Origin of the sequence: Comamonas sp. MYb396 (assembly GCF_037479555.1) — a bacterium.
Lineage (GTDB): Bacteria > Pseudomonadota > Gammaproteobacteria > Burkholderiales > Burkholderiaceae_C > Comamonas.
In genome coordinates this window covers 280,184-294,224 of sequence record NZ_JBBGYU010000006.1, presented here as the reverse complement: position 1 = coordinate 294,224, position 14,041 = coordinate 280,184, and the positions used below count along the sequence as shown (strand labels likewise).

At 65.1% G+C, this 14,041-nt stretch carries 11 protein-coding genes; 7 read left to right on the top strand and 4 right to left on the bottom strand.

The features are described from left to right. Window positions 1-1,467 (top strand): hypothetical protein, encoded by a 1,467-nt coding sequence (locus WH265_RS15865; RefSeq protein WP_339558910.1) that lies wholly within the window; start codon window positions 1-3, stop codon window positions 1,465-1,467. A gap of 53 nt (window positions 1,468-1,520) precedes the next feature. On the opposite strand, the gene WH265_RS15860 is transcribed toward WH265_RS15865, so the two are convergent. Both WH265_RS15860 and glmS read right to left on the bottom strand, forming a co-directional pair. Further along, window positions 1,521-1,811 carry a putative quinol monooxygenase gene (locus tag WH265_RS15860; RefSeq protein ID WP_339558909.1) on the bottom strand — a complete coding sequence of 97 codons (291 nt, stop codon included), beginning with the start codon at window positions 1,809-1,811 and terminating at the stop codon, window positions 1,521-1,523. A 44-nt stretch (window positions 1,812-1,855) separates the two neighbouring features. Continuing rightward, window positions 1,856-3,745: a glutamine--fructose-6-phosphate transaminase (isomerizing) gene (gene glmS / locus WH265_RS15855; protein WP_339558908.1), complete on the bottom strand. Its 1,890-nt coding sequence runs from the start codon at window positions 3,743-3,745 to the stop codon at window positions 1,856-1,858. Window positions 3,746-3,869: 124 nt separating this feature from the next. Between glmS and WH265_RS15850 the strand changes: the two genes are divergently transcribed. The 4 genes from WH265_RS15850 (at window position 3,870) to WH265_RS15835 (ending at window position 9,765) form a co-directional block, all read left to right on the top strand. Next, on the top strand, window positions 3,870-4,391 hold the full coding sequence (locus WH265_RS15850) for an Lrp/AsnC family transcriptional regulator (RefSeq protein WP_021028895.1): 522 nt from the start codon (window positions 3,870-3,872) through the stop codon (window positions 4,389-4,391). A gap of 314 nt (window positions 4,392-4,705) precedes the next feature. Beyond that, entirely contained in the window at window positions 4,706-5,806 is a 1,101-nt protein-coding gene (locus WH265_RS15845; protein ID WP_339558907.1) for a GGDEF domain-containing protein, read from the top strand. A gap of 109 nt (window positions 5,807-5,915) precedes the next feature. Continuing rightward, window positions 5,916-7,226 carry a sigma-70 family RNA polymerase sigma factor gene (locus WH265_RS15840; protein WP_339558906.1) on the top strand — a complete coding sequence of 437 codons (1,311 nt, stop codon included), beginning with the start codon at window positions 5,916-5,918 and terminating at the stop codon, window positions 7,224-7,226. Between the two features lie 109 nt (window positions 7,227-7,335). Beyond that, window positions 7,336-9,765, top strand: coding sequence for a TonB-dependent receptor (locus tag WH265_RS15835; RefSeq protein WP_339558905.1), 2,430 nt, complete (start codon window positions 7,336-7,338; stop codon window positions 9,763-9,765). Between the two features lie 34 nt (window positions 9,766-9,799). Here the strand turns inward: WH265_RS15835 and glmU are convergent, their stop codons facing one another. Both glmU and WH265_RS15825 read right to left on the bottom strand, forming a co-directional pair. Continuing rightward, window positions 9,800-11,218, bottom strand: a complete 1,419-nt coding sequence (glmU, locus tag WH265_RS15830) for a bifunctional UDP-N-acetylglucosamine diphosphorylase/glucosamine-1-phosphate N-acetyltransferase GlmU (RefSeq protein WP_339558904.1) — start codon at window positions 11,216-11,218, stop codon at window positions 9,800-9,802. A 155-nt stretch (window positions 11,219-11,373) separates the two neighbouring features. After that, on the bottom strand, window positions 11,374-11,796 hold the full coding sequence (locus WH265_RS15825; protein ID WP_339558903.1) for a DUF2917 domain-containing protein: 423 nt from the start codon (window positions 11,794-11,796) through the stop codon (window positions 11,374-11,376). 272 nt (window positions 11,797-12,068) lie between these two features. On the opposite strand from WH265_RS15825, the gene WH265_RS15820 reads away from it, so the two are divergent. Both WH265_RS15820 and WH265_RS15815 read left to right on the top strand, forming a co-directional pair. Further along, complete coding sequence (locus WH265_RS15820; protein WP_339558902.1) at window positions 12,069-13,043, top strand: LysR substrate-binding domain-containing protein; 975 nt, start codon at window positions 12,069-12,071, stop codon at window positions 13,041-13,043. After that, on the top strand, window positions 13,040-13,999 hold the full coding sequence (locus tag WH265_RS15815) for a DUF4240 domain-containing protein (protein WP_339558901.1): 960 nt from the start codon (window positions 13,040-13,042) through the stop codon (window positions 13,997-13,999). The genes WH265_RS15820 and WH265_RS15815 overlap by 4 nt, the downstream gene beginning before the upstream one ends. Window positions 14,000-14,041: the final 42 nt, after the last annotated feature.

The window sequence follows — 14,041 nt, the reverse complement described above, 5'->3', positions numbered from 1 at the left end:
ATGCATAGCTACCTGCTGTGGGCAACGCCCACCTTGGTCGTGGCGCTGGCCATTGCCTTTCTGAAGTGGAACGCGACCCGGGCAGCGCTGCTGGGTCTGGCCTTGACGGTGCCCATCGCGCTTTTCACCGGCCCGATTACGTTTTCCATCGACAAGCTCGGTGAGTCGCTCATGCGGGGGGCTTGGATTGGCGGGACCATCGCGCCCTATATCCTGGGCGGCCTGCTTTTTTGGCGCGTCGCGTCCAGCAAGCATGCGCTCGACGGCGCTGATGGCCCCTCTGCGGGTCTCGACCCCTATGCCCGCCGCAGAAGGCTGTTCTTTGCCTGCTTTTTGGTCGGCCCTTTTGCCGAGTCCGCGACCGGCTTTGGCGTCGGCATGGTGGGCACGGTGATGATGCTGCGCCACCTGGCCCTGGCGCCTCGCCACTTGATGGTGTTTGCCTTGCTCAGCCAGACCTTCATTCCCTGGGGTGCAATGAGCAGCGGCACGCTGCTGGGTGCCGCCTACCTGCGGGTGTCGCCCACGGACCTGGCTCTGTATTCGGCCGTTCCTGTCGCGACCTTGATGCTGCTGTGGCTGGCCCTGTTCTGGGTCACTTTGCGCCAAGCCAAAGAGCACATGTCGCTCCGCGAGTGCGCATGGGAGTTGCTCTGGGTGGCGGCAAGTCTGGTGAGCCTCGTGGCCTGCACCTACTTGCTGGGTCCGGAGACGGCACTGCTTGCCGCCTTCAGCCCGCTCATCATTCTTCGCTACCTGGTGGATGAGCGCCCCGATGGGCAGCAAGTTCGCCAACGTGCCATCGCCTGCCTGCCCTATGGCTTGATCATCGGATGGCTGGCCGCGACCAGGCTCTTACCCAGCCTCAGGGAATGCCTGTCGACGCTGCTATGGTTCCGGCCCTTTCCCGACCTGCCCACCTTGCTGCCGCTGATGCATTCCGGCCTGTGGTTCCTGGTGGCCGCACTGTTGACCGCTGCTTTGCGCCGGCGCACGCACACGCTCAAGGCCGAGGTTCTGGCCTCCTGGTCCACCGGCAAGCAGGCCGTGTGGACGGTGTTTCTGTTTGCGATGATGGCGGAAATGCTGAATAAATCGGGCATCGCGCAAGGCCTGGCCAACGGCCTCTTTGCCGCCTTGGGGCCCGATGCCATGGTGCTCACCCCAGCGCTGGCGGGAGCGCTGGGCATCATTGCCAATACCGGCAATGCCGGCAACAGCCTGCTGCTGCCACCGCTCTCCACGCTCGCGTCTCAGGCCGGTATCAGCCTGCTGGCCACGGGCGCGGTGGTGCATGTCTCCGGGCTGGCACTGGGCTTTTTCTCACCGGTGCGCATGTCGATTGCGGCCAAGCTCAGCCATGGGGCTGCAGAGGAGCGGTCGGTCTACCTGTTCCTGCTGCCGTTTGCGCTGGTGGCTTTCGCGGTGATGACCGGTTATGCCTGGCTCAGCACCTGGCACAACTAGCACCCGCCCAGTGCATCCGTTTCAGTAGTGAGGGAGATGGGGACCGAGGCCGGCTAGCCCGGCCCCTGCCACTCGACAAATTCCACCCTTTGGGATTCACACAGGCGGTTCAGCGCAGCGACACCCAGCACAAAATGTGCCTCCGTCTCATGCGCCGCCAAAGCCTGGCGGTCGGTCCATACCTCAAAGAGATAGACCAGCTCCTTGCCCACCGCAACGTCGTAGCGCAGGCAGCCGGCTTCTTGCCGGCTGGCCTGCGCCAAGGTTGTGAGTGTCGAGACGACATCCGGCAAACAGCCCGCGCGGGGCTGCAGCGTGACGACCAGGTTCAGGGCTTCCGTCAAACCAGGGCTCCTGGGGTGCGCTGAGCAAACCATGCCGGCATGTCTTATTCCACCGTAACCGATTTGGCCAGGTTGCGCGGCTTGTCCACATCGGTGCCGCGTGCCACGGCCGTGTGGTACGACAGCAGCTGCAGCGGCACCACATGCAGGATGGGGCTGAGCACGCCGTAGTGCTCGGGCATGCGGATCACATGCATGCCCTCTTCGTTCTCGATATTGGTGTTGGCATCGGCCAGCACATAGAGCACGCCGCCGCGCGCGCGCACTTCCTGCATATTGCTTTTCAGCTTTTCCAGCAGCTCGTCATTGGGGGCGACGGTGACGACGGGCATCTCGCTGTCCACCAGCGCCAGTGGGCCGTGTTTGAGCTCGCCTGCCGGGTAGGCTTCGGCGTGGATGTAGCTGATTTCCTTGAGCTTGAGCGCACCTTCCAGCGCGATCGGGTAGTGGATGCCACGGCCCAGGAAGAGCGCGTTTTCCTTGCGCGCAAAGTCCTCGGCCCAGCTCACTACCTGGGGTTCGAGCGCCAGCACGGCTTGCAGGGCCAGCGGCAAGTGGCGCATTTTTTCCAGGTAGGCATCGGACTGGGCTTCGGTGATGTGGCCCTTGCTCTGGCCCAGGGCCAGGGTCAGCAGGAACAGGCCCGCCAGCTGGGTGGTAAAGGCCTTGGTCGAGGCCACGCCGATCTCCATGCCCGCACGGGTGATGTAGCTCAGCTTGCACTCGCGCACCATGGCGCTGGTGGCCACATTGCAGATGGTCAAGGTATTGGTCATGCCCAGGCCCTGGGCATGGCGCAGTGCAGCCAGCGTATCGGCCGTCTCGCCCGATTGGCTGATGGTGACGACCAGCGCCCGGGGGTTGGGCACGCTCTTGCGGTAGCGGTATTCGCTGGCCACTTCCACATTGCAGCGGATGCCCGCCAGGCCTTCGATCCAGTACTTGGCGGTGCAGCCGCTGTAGTAGCTGGTGCCGCAGGCCAGGATCAGCACCTCGTCGATCTCCTTGAACACGCGCCAGGCGGCATCGCCCTCCACGCCATCAAACAGCTCGGGCACCACGCTTTGCACGCCTTCGAGCGTATCGGCAATCGCGCGCGGCTGCTCGAAGATCTCTTTTTGCATGTAGTGGCGGTAGGGGCCCAGCTCCACCGCGCCACTGTGCGCATGCACGGTCTTGACCGGGCGGTCGGCCGCCTCCAGCGTCTTGCCGTTGTGGTCCACCACCCAGTAGCGGCCAATCTGCAGGTCGACCATGTCGCCTTCAGCCAGGTAGACGATCTGGTCGGTCACGCCGGCCAGCGCCATCGCATCGCTGGCCAGGAAGTTCTCGTTGTTGCCCACGCCCAGGATCAGCGGCGAGCCGGCACGTGCGCCGACCACGCGGTGGGGCTCGTCCTTGTGCATGACGGCAATCGCATAGGCGCCGCGCAGGGACTTGATGGCTTGCTGCAAGGCCGTGAACAGGTCGCCGTCGTAGTGGCTGTCCACCAGGTGGGCAATCACTTCGGTATCGGTCTGGCTCAGGAACTGGTAGCCCTTGGCCTGCAGCTCGGTGCGCAGCGCTTCGTGGTTCTCGATGATGCCGTTGTGCACCAGGGCCACGCGGCCCACGGCTTGCACATCGGCCACACCGGGGCCAGCGCTGAAATGCGGGTGGGCATTGTGCACGGCGGGCGCACCATGCGTGGCCCAGCGCGTGTGGGCAATGCCGGTGGCGCCCTGCAGCTGCTCGCTCGCTACCTGCTCCACCAGCTCGGCGACGCGGGCCGTGCTGCGGGCGCGGCGCAGGCCGCCGGGCTGGCGGCCGTCGAGGCTCGCTTCATGCACGGCCACACCGCAGGAGTCATAACCCCGGTACTCCAGCCGCTGCAGGCCTTGCACCAGCACAGGGACGATATTGCGCGTAGAAACTGCACCAACAATGCCGCACATAGCATTCACTCCTTGATCAACAATGGCTGCAGTGTAGACAGGTCAGCATTTTATTTTCTTTCCATTTTTGCAAGTTTTTGAAATAATATTTCTCATTAAATATCTATTGAAATAAAATTTCATAATGAACGATGATTTGAATGATTTCACGCTGGATATCATCGACCTTCAGCTGCTCGATGCCTTGCAAAAGGACGCCTCGGTCAGCAACCACGCGCTGGCCGACAAGGTGCATGTCTCGCCCCCCACCTGCCTGCGGCGCATCAAGCGCCTGCGCGAGCTGGGCCTGATCGCCGCCGAGGTCGCCTTGCTCTCGCACGATGTGCTGGCCAAGGTGCAGGGCTTTGGCCTGTTTGCGCTGGTCGAAGTGAGCCTCGAGCGCCAGGGCGCCGAAGAGCTCGATGCCTTTGAGGCCGCCGTGGTGCAGAACGACCAGGTGCAGCAATGCTGGCGCGTCAGCCCGGGGCCGGACTTTGTGCTGGTGGTCTACGCCCATGACATGCCCGGCTACCTGGCGCTGACGCAAAAGCTCTTCACCTCACAAAGCAATGTACGCAATGTGAAAACCTACTTCGCCACCAAGCGCAGCAAGTTCATCACCCGCATCCCCCTGCCCAAGGGTCCGCACCTGTCGCACCATAGCTAAAGCCAGCCAACGCCTCAACAGCAGGCTTGGCGATGCCAACGCCCTCTGAAGCCCTGCGATTACCCGCTTGGTAAAAACGGGCATTGGGCTACGGCCTTGCCACCCCAGCCCTCCGCAGCCACCGTGCATGGCTGCGATGTGCATGACCACTCTCGGGCAGTCGTTGTGGACGAAAAACATTCAACAAATGTAACAAGCCCGGACTGGCTTGTCTTGGCGATGGTCCGGCCTCATACTTACACCGGGAGTATCAAACAGTAACATTGACAGGTATGCCTGCAACGACTGTGACCCACGGCTAGGAGAGGCTATACATGGTGCATATCAAAATGGACAGCACCCAGCAGCGCAGTGACTGGGGCCGCATTGTTTTTCTGGCGTCCTGTGCGCTGGCCGCCGCAGGCGCGCTGTGGCAGCGCAATGCCTCCTGGCCCATCTGGCTGGCTGTGGCGCTGCCGCTGCTGGCCTGGCCCCTGCTGGCCCGCTGGCGCACCCGCCGCACGGGCGGGTCGGACGTCAACGATGTCATCCTCAGCTTTGTCGACGGCCTGGTCATTGGCGTCTGGGTGGCGCTGGTGCATTTCCACCTGCTGACCAGTGCCATCATGCTGATGGTGCTGGTGCACTGCACCTACGCCATGCAAAGTGTGCGCCACGCGGCCCTGGCCGTCGTCGGCGCCATTGCGGGCCTGGCGGTCACCGGTCTGCTCACCTCGTTCGAGGTCCAGCACCACACCAGCACCTTCACCATTGTCGGCAGCCTGCTGGCCGTCGCCCTGTACCTGGCCATGCAAGGCATTGCCACCGGCCACCTGCTGCGCAGCCTGGCCCACAAAGAGCAGATGCTGATGGTGATGCGCCGCGTCGATGCGATGACCGGATTTTTTGGCCGCATGTACTGGCAGGATCTGGCGACCCGCCTGTTCGCCTATGCCAAGCAAAAAGACATTCCGGCATTCCTCATCGTCGTCGATGTGGATAACTTCCGCGAGCTCAACAGCCGCCATGGCGAGACCGCTGGCGACGAGGTCATCATTGCCGTGGCCAACACCTTGCGCACCTGCGTGCGCCCGGGCGACGCCACCTGCCGCTTTGGCGGCGACTCGTTTGCCGTGCTGCTGTCGGGTGTGAACCTGGACATTGCCAACCAGATTGCCGACCGCATCCACAGCCAGGCGCTCAACCGCCGCCTGCGCGACTGGCCCGATGTGCAGATCAGCGTCAGCATCGGCATTGCCAGCCTGGCCAAGTACCACCAGTCGGTAGATGACTGGATCGTGCAGGCCGAAGCGGCACTGGAACAGGCCCGGGGCGCCCCGCGCATGTACGGCAGCTATGCCGAGCTGGAACCAATCTCGGCCGCGCACCTGGCCGAGCTGGCCAATATGCCGGGCCCGGCAGCAGCGGCCAGCTGATCCTCTCCCGCAGGCAGGCCATCCCCGCCTGCCTGCCCCCGCATCGGCATGGCGAAGGTCTAGAAACTAGAATGATAGTCATTCTCGTTTTCAGAGCTTTGCCACCTCCATGCCATCTTCTCTTGCCCCCTGGAGCGCCCAACGCTGGCATGCGCTTTTCTGCGCCCACCAGCCGCAGCTGCTGGCCTACCTGACCGGCAAGACCGGCAGCCGCGATGAGGCCCGTGACCTGGTGCAGGAGACCTGGCTGCGCTTGGCGGCCGCCCCCGCGCAATTGCCCGATGGCAGCTCCCCCAGCCAGGAAGCCGCCCGCGCCTACCTGTTTGCCACCGCCAAGCACCTGGCGCTGGACCATTTGCGCCAGCGCGGCGTGCAGCAGCGCAGCCTGCAGGATTGGCAGCAGCTGCAGCCCCCCAGCGCCAGCGATGTGGCCGACCAGGCCATGTACCGCCAGGCGCTGGATCTGGTGGCCCAGGTCATCGCCGAGCTGCCCGCACGCATGCAGTCGGCCCTGCTGGCCCACCGCCTGCAGGGCCAGACCCATGCGCAGATTGCGCAGACCCTGCAGGTATCGCTGAACACCGTGGAGCGCGACCTGATGCAGGCCGATGCCTGCCTGGAAGCCGCTCTGCTGCGCTGGCGCGGCGATGCCCAGGGCATGCAGCAGGCCGCTGCGCGGCGCCGCCGCCGGGGCGCGCTGGGCGCGTTGCTGGGGGTGGCGGGCCTGGCCTGCGCCGGCTGGCCCGCCTGGCAGCTGTGGCAGCAGCGCCTGCTGTGGCAAGGCAGCCTCGCCAGTGGCACCGGCATGCAACGCAGCCTGGATCTGCCCGATGGCAGCCAGCTGCGCATTGATGCCGCCAGCCATGTGGAACTGCGCTACCGCGCAGGCCTCCGCGAGGCCCAGCTGCTGGCGGGCGCGGCCTTCTTCAGCGTGGCGCGCGATACCAGCCGGCCCTTTGAGGTGCAGGCCGGCGCCGTGCGCATCCGCGTGCTGGGCACCAGCTTTGGCGTGGAGCTGGAGCCCGATGCGGTGCTGGTGCAGGTTGAATCGGGCCAGGTGCGGGTGGAGCAGCTGGGCAGCCAGCTGCAGATCGTGCTGCAAGGCCAGCAATCGCTGCGCGTGCCGCTGGCCGCTGGCGCAGCTGCCTGGCAGGTACAGGCCCAGCCCCGGCCTGCCGCCTGGCGCGAGGGCGAGCTGGTCTTTGACCAGCAGCCGCTGGGCCAGGTGGTCGAGCGCCTGGGGCGCTACAGCAGCCGCCCGCTGCAGATTGATGCGGGCGCTGCGCAGCTGGCCATCAGCGGCCATGTGCGCATCGTGCAGGCCGAGCGCTGGCTGCGCAACCTGCCGCAGCTGGCGCCGGTGCAGGTCAAGGCCCAGGCCGATGGCGCCTTGCTGATCAGCCTGCGCAAAAAGAGCTGATGTATTTTTCAGGGTTTTGCGGCCTGGTTCGTATTTGCTTTCAGAAGACCGGTCTGGCCCTCCAGGCCTCGGTCTTTGGCCATCCCCTTCGCTCTTGCTGAAAGCCTTTATGCCTCTCGCCCCTGCGCCCTCCGTTATTTCCTCGCGCTCTTCCCCCTTGCGCCGCCGCTCTACCCTGGCCCGCGCCTGCGCTGCGCTCTGCCTGGGGCTGCAGCTGCAGCTGGCCTCTGCCCAAAGCCTGCAGCTGGAGCTGCCCGCCCAGCCCCTGTCCGCTGCGCTGAGCCAGTTTGCCCGCCAGGCCGGCCTGCAGCTGACCTATGCCTCCGAGCTGGTGCAGGGCCGGCAGTCACAGGCGCTCAGCGGCCGCTATGAACTGCAGCAAGGCCTGGCCCAGCTGCTGCAGGGCACTGGCCTGCAAGGCCGCATCGCAGGCGGCACCTTGACCCTGGAGCGCATACCAGCGCCAGCCCCTGCGCCAGCCCAGGACCCCACCCTGCCCCAGGTCACCGTGTCGGCCGGCGACCAGTATGTCAACCTGCTGCCAGCGCCCTATGCCGGTGGCCAGGTGGCCAAGGGGGTGCGGCTGGGCGTGCTGGGCAACACCAGCAATATGGATGCGCCCTTCAGCACCACCAGCTACACCGCCCAGGCGGTGCGCGACCAGCAGGCCAGCACCATTGCCGAGGCGGTGAACCGCGACCCCTCGGTGCGCTACACCGTGCTGCCCGGCGGCAATGTGGACAATCTCTATATCCGGGGCTTTCCGATCTGGGAAGGCAACTCCGGCGAAATCGGCTTTGACGGCATCTACGGCATTGCGCCCAACTACCGCGTGCGCACCGAGTATGTGGACCGCATCGAGGTCATCAAGGGCCCCGGCGCGCTGCTGTTTGGCATGTCGCCCAACGGCTCGGTCGGCGGCGTGATCAATATCGCGCCCAAGCGCGCCAATGAAGAGGTCGCCAGGCTGACCCTGGGCCACAGCTCCGACAGCCTCTGGAACACCCATGCCGATGTGGGCCGGCGCTTTGGCGACGAGGGCCAGTACGGCATCCGCATCAATGCCAGCAAGTACCAGGGCGATACGGTGGTGGACCAGCAGCGCAGCAATGGCAATGTGCTGGCCCTGGCGCTGGATTACGAAGTGGCGCAGTTCCGCGCCACGCTTGACATCCTGTCGCAGGACGAGCGCATCGACGGCGTGGGCCGGCCCATCATGCCCAGCGGGCTGACCGCGCTGCCGGCAGCCCCCAGCGGCAAGCGCAATGCCTCGCAGGCCTGGGAATGGTCGGACAACCGCGAGCGCGCGGTGCTGCTGCGCACCGAGTTCGATGTGACCGAGCAGCTCACGGTGTTTGCCAATGTGGGCCAGTCGCGCGCCGATGTGGACCGCCTCTACGACTCGGCCCCGCGCCTGACCTCGGCCTCCGGCGCCACCAGCAGCACCCCCACCTATGCGGTGTTTGATGTGGACCGCAGCACCATCGATGCGGGCCTGCGCTCGCGCTTTGCGCTGGCGGGGGTCAAGCACTCCGTCACGCTGCAGCTGGCCAGCTACCGCGAGGAGTTCCACCGCGCGCTGCAAGCGGGCAGCACGATCCAGTCCAACATCTATGCGCCCATTGCCAACAGCCCGCAGAGCATTGCCCGGCCGAGCGTCATTCCGCGCATCCATGACAACCGCAACACCAGCCTGGCGCTGGTCGACACGGTGGGGCTGCTGAACGACCGCCTGCAGCTGTCCCTGGGCCTGCGCCACCAGGTGATCAAATCGACCAACTTCAATGCGCTGACCGGCGCCACCGCCAATGTCTATGACGAGCGGGTCACCACACCTGCGCTGGGCGTGGTCTGGCGCCAGGCGCCCCACTGGTCGCTCTACGCCAACTACATCGAAGGGCTGAGCAAGGGCGATATCGCGCCGCCGTCGGCCAGCAACTACGGCGAGGTGCTGCGCCCCTACAAAAGCCGCCAGTACGAGATCGGCAGCAAGTACGACCTGGGCAGCTTCATGGCCACGGCCTCGCTGTTCAGCATCGAGAAACCCAGCGGCGGGCTGAACCAGGGCGTCTACCAAAGCAATGGCGAGCAGCGCAACCTGGGCATGGAGCTGTACGCTTATGGCGAAGCCGCCAAGGGCCTGCGCCTGCTGGGCGGCCTGACCGTGCTGAAGCCGGAGATCACCCGTGCTGCGACGGCCGCACTGGTGGGCAACCGGCCCATTGGCACCTCGCGCCTGCTGGCCAATGTGGGGGTCGAGTGGGATGTGCCCGCCCTCCAGGGCCTGAGCCTGATCGCCGACCTGGCCTACACCGGCGCCCAGTATGCCGACCAGGCCAACCAGCTGCGCATTCCGGCCTGGACCCGCGCCGACCTGGGCCTGCGCTACACCACCCGCATCGCCGACCGCAAGACCACCTTGCGCGCCACCGTGCAGAACCTGGCGGACCGCAATGCATGGGCAGGGGTCACGTCCTGGGGCGCGGTATCGCCGATGGTGCCGCGCACCTTTGTCGTGTCGGCGTCGGTGGATTTCTAAGGCTGCTGGGCAGCGCCGGTTCTAGAAGAGGCGCTTAGCTTTTCTTCTGCGGCCGGTCCCAGTTCGCAATGCTGACCTGCTTGCCGCGCGCCACGCTCAAGGCGCCCGGCGGCGTGCTCTTGGTGATGGTGGAGCCGCCGCCCACGGTGCCACCGGCGCCAATGGTCAGCGGCGCTACCAGCACGCAGTTGCTGCCCACATGCACATCGGCTTCGATCACGGTGCGGTGCTTGTTGGCGCCGTCATAGTTGGCGGTGATGCTGCCCGCGCCGTAGTTGACCCGTTCGCCAACCTCGGCATCGCCCAGGTAGGCCAGGTGGTTGGCCTTGGCGCCATCTGCCAGGCGCGAGTTCTTGACCTCGACAAAATTGCCGATGTGCACCTGCTTGCCCAGCTGGGCACCAGGGCGCAGTCGGGCAAAGGGCCCGACCAGCGCGCCCTCGCCCACCAGGGCGCCCGCAGCCTCGCCATCGATATGGGTAAACGGGTGGATCACCGCATCGGCGGCAATCTCGGCATTGCTGATATGGCAGTAGGCGCCAATGCGCGCGCCATCGCCAATGCGCACCTGGCCGCCAAAGATGCAGCCCACATCGATCTCCACATCCTGGCCGCAGATGAGCTGCGCCTTGCCGCCGCGCGCATCGTCGCGCAGGTCAAAACGGGCCGGGTCGGCCATGCGCACACCCTGGGCCATCAGCGCCTGGGCCTTACGCATCTGGTGGGCACGCTCGAGCTCGGCCAGTTGCTGGGGGCTGTTGATGCCGGCCACCTGCAGCACATCGGCAATGCAATGGCCTTCCACGGCCACGCCATCGGCAACGGCCATCGCCACAATGTCGGTCAGGTAGTACTCGCTCTGGGCGTTGTGGTTGTTCAGCTGGGCCAGCCAGGGCTTGAGCCGGCGCAGCGGCACGGCCATGATGCCGCTGTAAACCTCAGTGATCGCGCGCTCGTCCGCATTCGCATCCTTTTGCTCGACGATGCGCTGCACCGTTCCCTCGGCATTGCGCACAATGCGGCCGTAACCCGTGGGGTCGGGCATGTTGACGGTGAGCAGGGCCATGCGGTCGCTGCCTGCGGCATCAAGCAGGCCCTGCAAGGTGTCCGCCTGCGTCAGTGGCACATCGCCGGACAGCACAATCGCCATGCCATCGTCGGCCAGCAAAGGCACCGCCTGCTGCACCGCGTGGCCCGTGCCCAGTTGCGGCTCCTGGCGCGCAAAGGCCAGCTGGCTGATGCCGGCGCGGTTCTGGCCTATCGCCGCCTCCACCTGGTCAGCGCCATGGCCGGTGATCACCACCGCCGAGCGGGCCTGCAGCTGGGCAGCGGTATCGAGCACATGCTGCAGCAGCGCGCGCCCGGCCAGCTTTTGCAACACCTTGGGGTGGCGGCTTTTCATGCGCGTGCCCTTGCCGGCGGCCATGATGATGATGTCGAGTGGAGCGGTCATGGTGGATCAGCGAGGCGGCGCCGGGCACCGCCTCTAAAAGACAAAACCCTGTGATTATCGCGCGCTCTCTGGCTCAGCACCCGTAGGGGCGCAAGCGCTTTCGGGCAAAAAAACAGCCTGCACGAGGCAGGCTGTCGTTGGAGAAGGCACAGAGCTTAGATGCTGTAGAGCATGCTGCCGTCGGTCTTACCCCATTGGAAGCGGGTGAACCAGCGTGCGGGCTGCTCGTCCAGGTTCGGCTGGCCGCCCTGGTTCTTGGGGAAGTGGTAGACCAGCGCATCCTGGCGCTTGCTCTCGATGACGACCGATTGGCCGGCCTTGAGCACAACCGTGTGGCCGGCGTGCAGCACCAAGTCACCGGCTTGCAGGCTGGCTTCGTTGCTCAGACCCAGGCCCAGGGTTACCCAGGCGGTGCCTTCGGAGATGCGCAGCACAGTATCGCGCTGGGGCACAAAGCTGATGGCCTTGCCGGTGGGCAGAATGCGCATCTCGGCAGCGGCCGAGGCAGCGCGGCTGGCACGCGCGGGGCGCGCAGCGATGGAGCCAGCAGACAGAACATGAGATGCAGACATTGCCATGGTGTTTTCCTTTGCAGGGCCCTGGTCTCGTTTCGATCCTAGGGTTTACCCGATATGCGTATCTTGCGCCTGGGCAGCGCCTGCGTCCAATGAATAAAACAGGGCCGATCGATGCAGCCGCAGCATTAATGGTTTACCCTAGGTTTTGGTCTTTCCGCAGCCCCAAGGCCACACCAAGCCAGCGGCAGCTATCGAAGCAGGAGCATGATGGTTGGCCTGCCCCGGGCATACACCCTGGCGCAGTGTGTACTTCTTGCTACAGTGCCTCCACCATGCCAGACCTGCCTCTGCCGCCTTCCCTGCTCCGCACCCGGCCCATCGCCGTGGGCCATCTGCGCGCTTTTCTGGCGGTAGCTCGCTACCTGAACTTTCGCGCCGCTGCCGAGGAGCTGGCGTTGACCCAGTCGGCCGTCAGCCGGCAGATCCAGGCGCTGGAAGACGAGGTCGGCATTGCGCTGTTTTTGCGCCATACCCGCGCGGTGGAGCTGACCAGCGCTGGCGCCCAGCTGCAGCGCGCCGTCTCGCCGGCCATCGAGCGCATCGACTCGGCCGTGCGCCTGATCCGCCAGACCAGTGGCCGCAAGAGCGTGGCCATCACCACCTGGGCCAGCTTTGCGTCGATGTGGCTGATCCCGCGCATGGAGGCTTTTCAGCGCGACAACCCCGAGATCGACATCCGCATTGATGCCACCGACAACGTCCTCGACTTGGAAACCTCGGATGTGGACCTGGCGCTGCGCTACAGCCTGCCCCAGCACGCCACCGCCAACGCGCAGCGCCTGTTTGGCGAGCAACTGGCCGTTGTCGCCAGCCCCTGGCTGCTGCAAAGCCACCCGCGCATCAGCCAACCCGCCGACGTGGCCCGCCACACCTTGATCGAGGCAGGCGACGCCCACCGCCTGCAGCACCTGGACTGGCTGACCTGGGAGCGCTGGCTGGAGCTGCACGGCTGCGGCAATCTGCAACCCAAACGCTGGCTGTACCTCAACTACGCGCACCAGATCGCACAAGCCGCCCTGACCGGCCAGGGCCTGGCGCTGGCACGCATGCCACTGGTGGCCGATGCGCTGGCCAATGGCGATCTGGTCGAGGTGCTGCCCGAATACCGCATGGATTCACCGCTCGCCTACTGGCTGATCATTGGCCCGCGCAGCCAGCAACGCCCCGAAGTCACCGCCTTTTGCGCCTGGCTGCAGTTGCAGGCCGCCGCCACGCGCACGGCGATTGGTGACCGACCGGAGCCATGAGCGAGGAGCGCAAAGCGCCGCACATCAACCAGCACTTTCGGCGCGAGGGCAAGCTGATGCTATGGTGGCTGCTGGGGGTGCCGGTGGTCTTGGTGGCGTTGGCCGGCTTGGTGGCGCCCTATGTACTTAAGCACCTGAAAACCTCATCCCACAGCGAAAGCGCCATGACCGAAGCACAATGTTGGACATTGATTGAGCAAGCCAAAGGCCCAGGTGGCGATGCGGAGCACGCGCAGCGCCTTGCGCAGTTGCTGGCACAGCGCCCTGCGCAAGACATTGTCGATTTTCAAATGCAGCTTGAGCGGTTGCGTGGAAAGGCAGACCAAGGGGATGTCTGGGCTGCGGGGCTGCTGCTCAACCGGGGCCATGGGACGGACAGTGGCTTTGAATACTTTCGCCTATGGCTGATCGGGCAAGGGCAAGCCGTGTACGAGCGCGCCTTGACCGATGCCGACTCGCTGGCTGAACTGGCAGCGGTTGTTGCCAGCCATCCCGATGAGGGAGCCGAGTGGGGAACCTACGGTACTGCCCCTTATTACGCCTACCAGGCAGTGACAGGAAAAGACCTGTTTGACGCGATGCCCACGCGTCCACCAAAGGGCATGCCAAAAACCACTTGGAATTGGCAGGACTACAGCGACCTGGTGCTGGAGCAGCGCCTGCCACGCCTGTGGGCAAGGTTTGGCAAGGACAAGCAGGACTCAGACCTGGCCGTACAAGCCGCCATCGACGCCTACCAAAGCCCGGAATCGCTTCCAGTCGCGGACCTGGGTACCGTTTCGCTGGGTGATGTTCTGATTCACAAGAACTACGGGCCTGCCCGTGTCAAAACCTTGTTCGCCAACGATGGGCAACACGTCACCGCGATCATGGTCTTTGAAGACCGGGAGAGCAATATGTCGCTGGTCACGCTCGACCCCAACAGCCCGGCGCTTTGGTCAAAGCCCGCCTCTTGATACACCTGACGTATCAACCCCAAGCAAATCGCACATAGACAG

Coding starts and splice junctions, on each gene's coding strand:
- WH265_RS15865 (WP_339558910.1), top strand. CDS start 1: ATGCATAGCTACCTGCTGTGGGCAACGCCCACCTTGGTCGTGGCGCTG.
- glmS (WP_339558908.1), bottom strand. CDS start 3,745: ATGTGCGGCATTGTTGGTGCAGTTTCTACGCGCAATATCGTCCCTGTG.
- WH265_RS15850 (WP_021028895.1), top strand. CDS start 3,870: ATGAACGATGATTTGAATGATTTCACGCTGGATATCATCGACCTTCAG.
- WH265_RS15845 (WP_339558907.1), top strand. CDS start 4,706: ATGGTGCATATCAAAATGGACAGCACCCAGCAGCGCAGTGACTGGGGC.
- WH265_RS15840 (WP_339558906.1), top strand. CDS start 5,916: ATGCCATCTTCTCTTGCCCCCTGGAGCGCCCAACGCTGGCATGCGCTT.
- WH265_RS15835 (WP_339558905.1), top strand. CDS start 7,336: ATGCCTCTCGCCCCTGCGCCCTCCGTTATTTCCTCGCGCTCTTCCCCC.
- glmU (WP_339558904.1), bottom strand. CDS start 11,218: ATGACCGCTCCACTCGACATCATCATCATGGCCGCCGGCAAGGGCACG.
- WH265_RS15825 (WP_339558903.1), bottom strand. CDS start 11,796: ATGGCAATGTCTGCATCTCATGTTCTGTCTGCTGGCTCCATCGCTGCG.
- WH265_RS15820 (WP_339558902.1), top strand. CDS start 12,069: ATGCCAGACCTGCCTCTGCCGCCTTCCCTGCTCCGCACCCGGCCCATC.
- WH265_RS15815 (WP_339558901.1), top strand. CDS start 13,040: ATGAGCGAGGAGCGCAAAGCGCCGCACATCAACCAGCACTTTCGGCGC.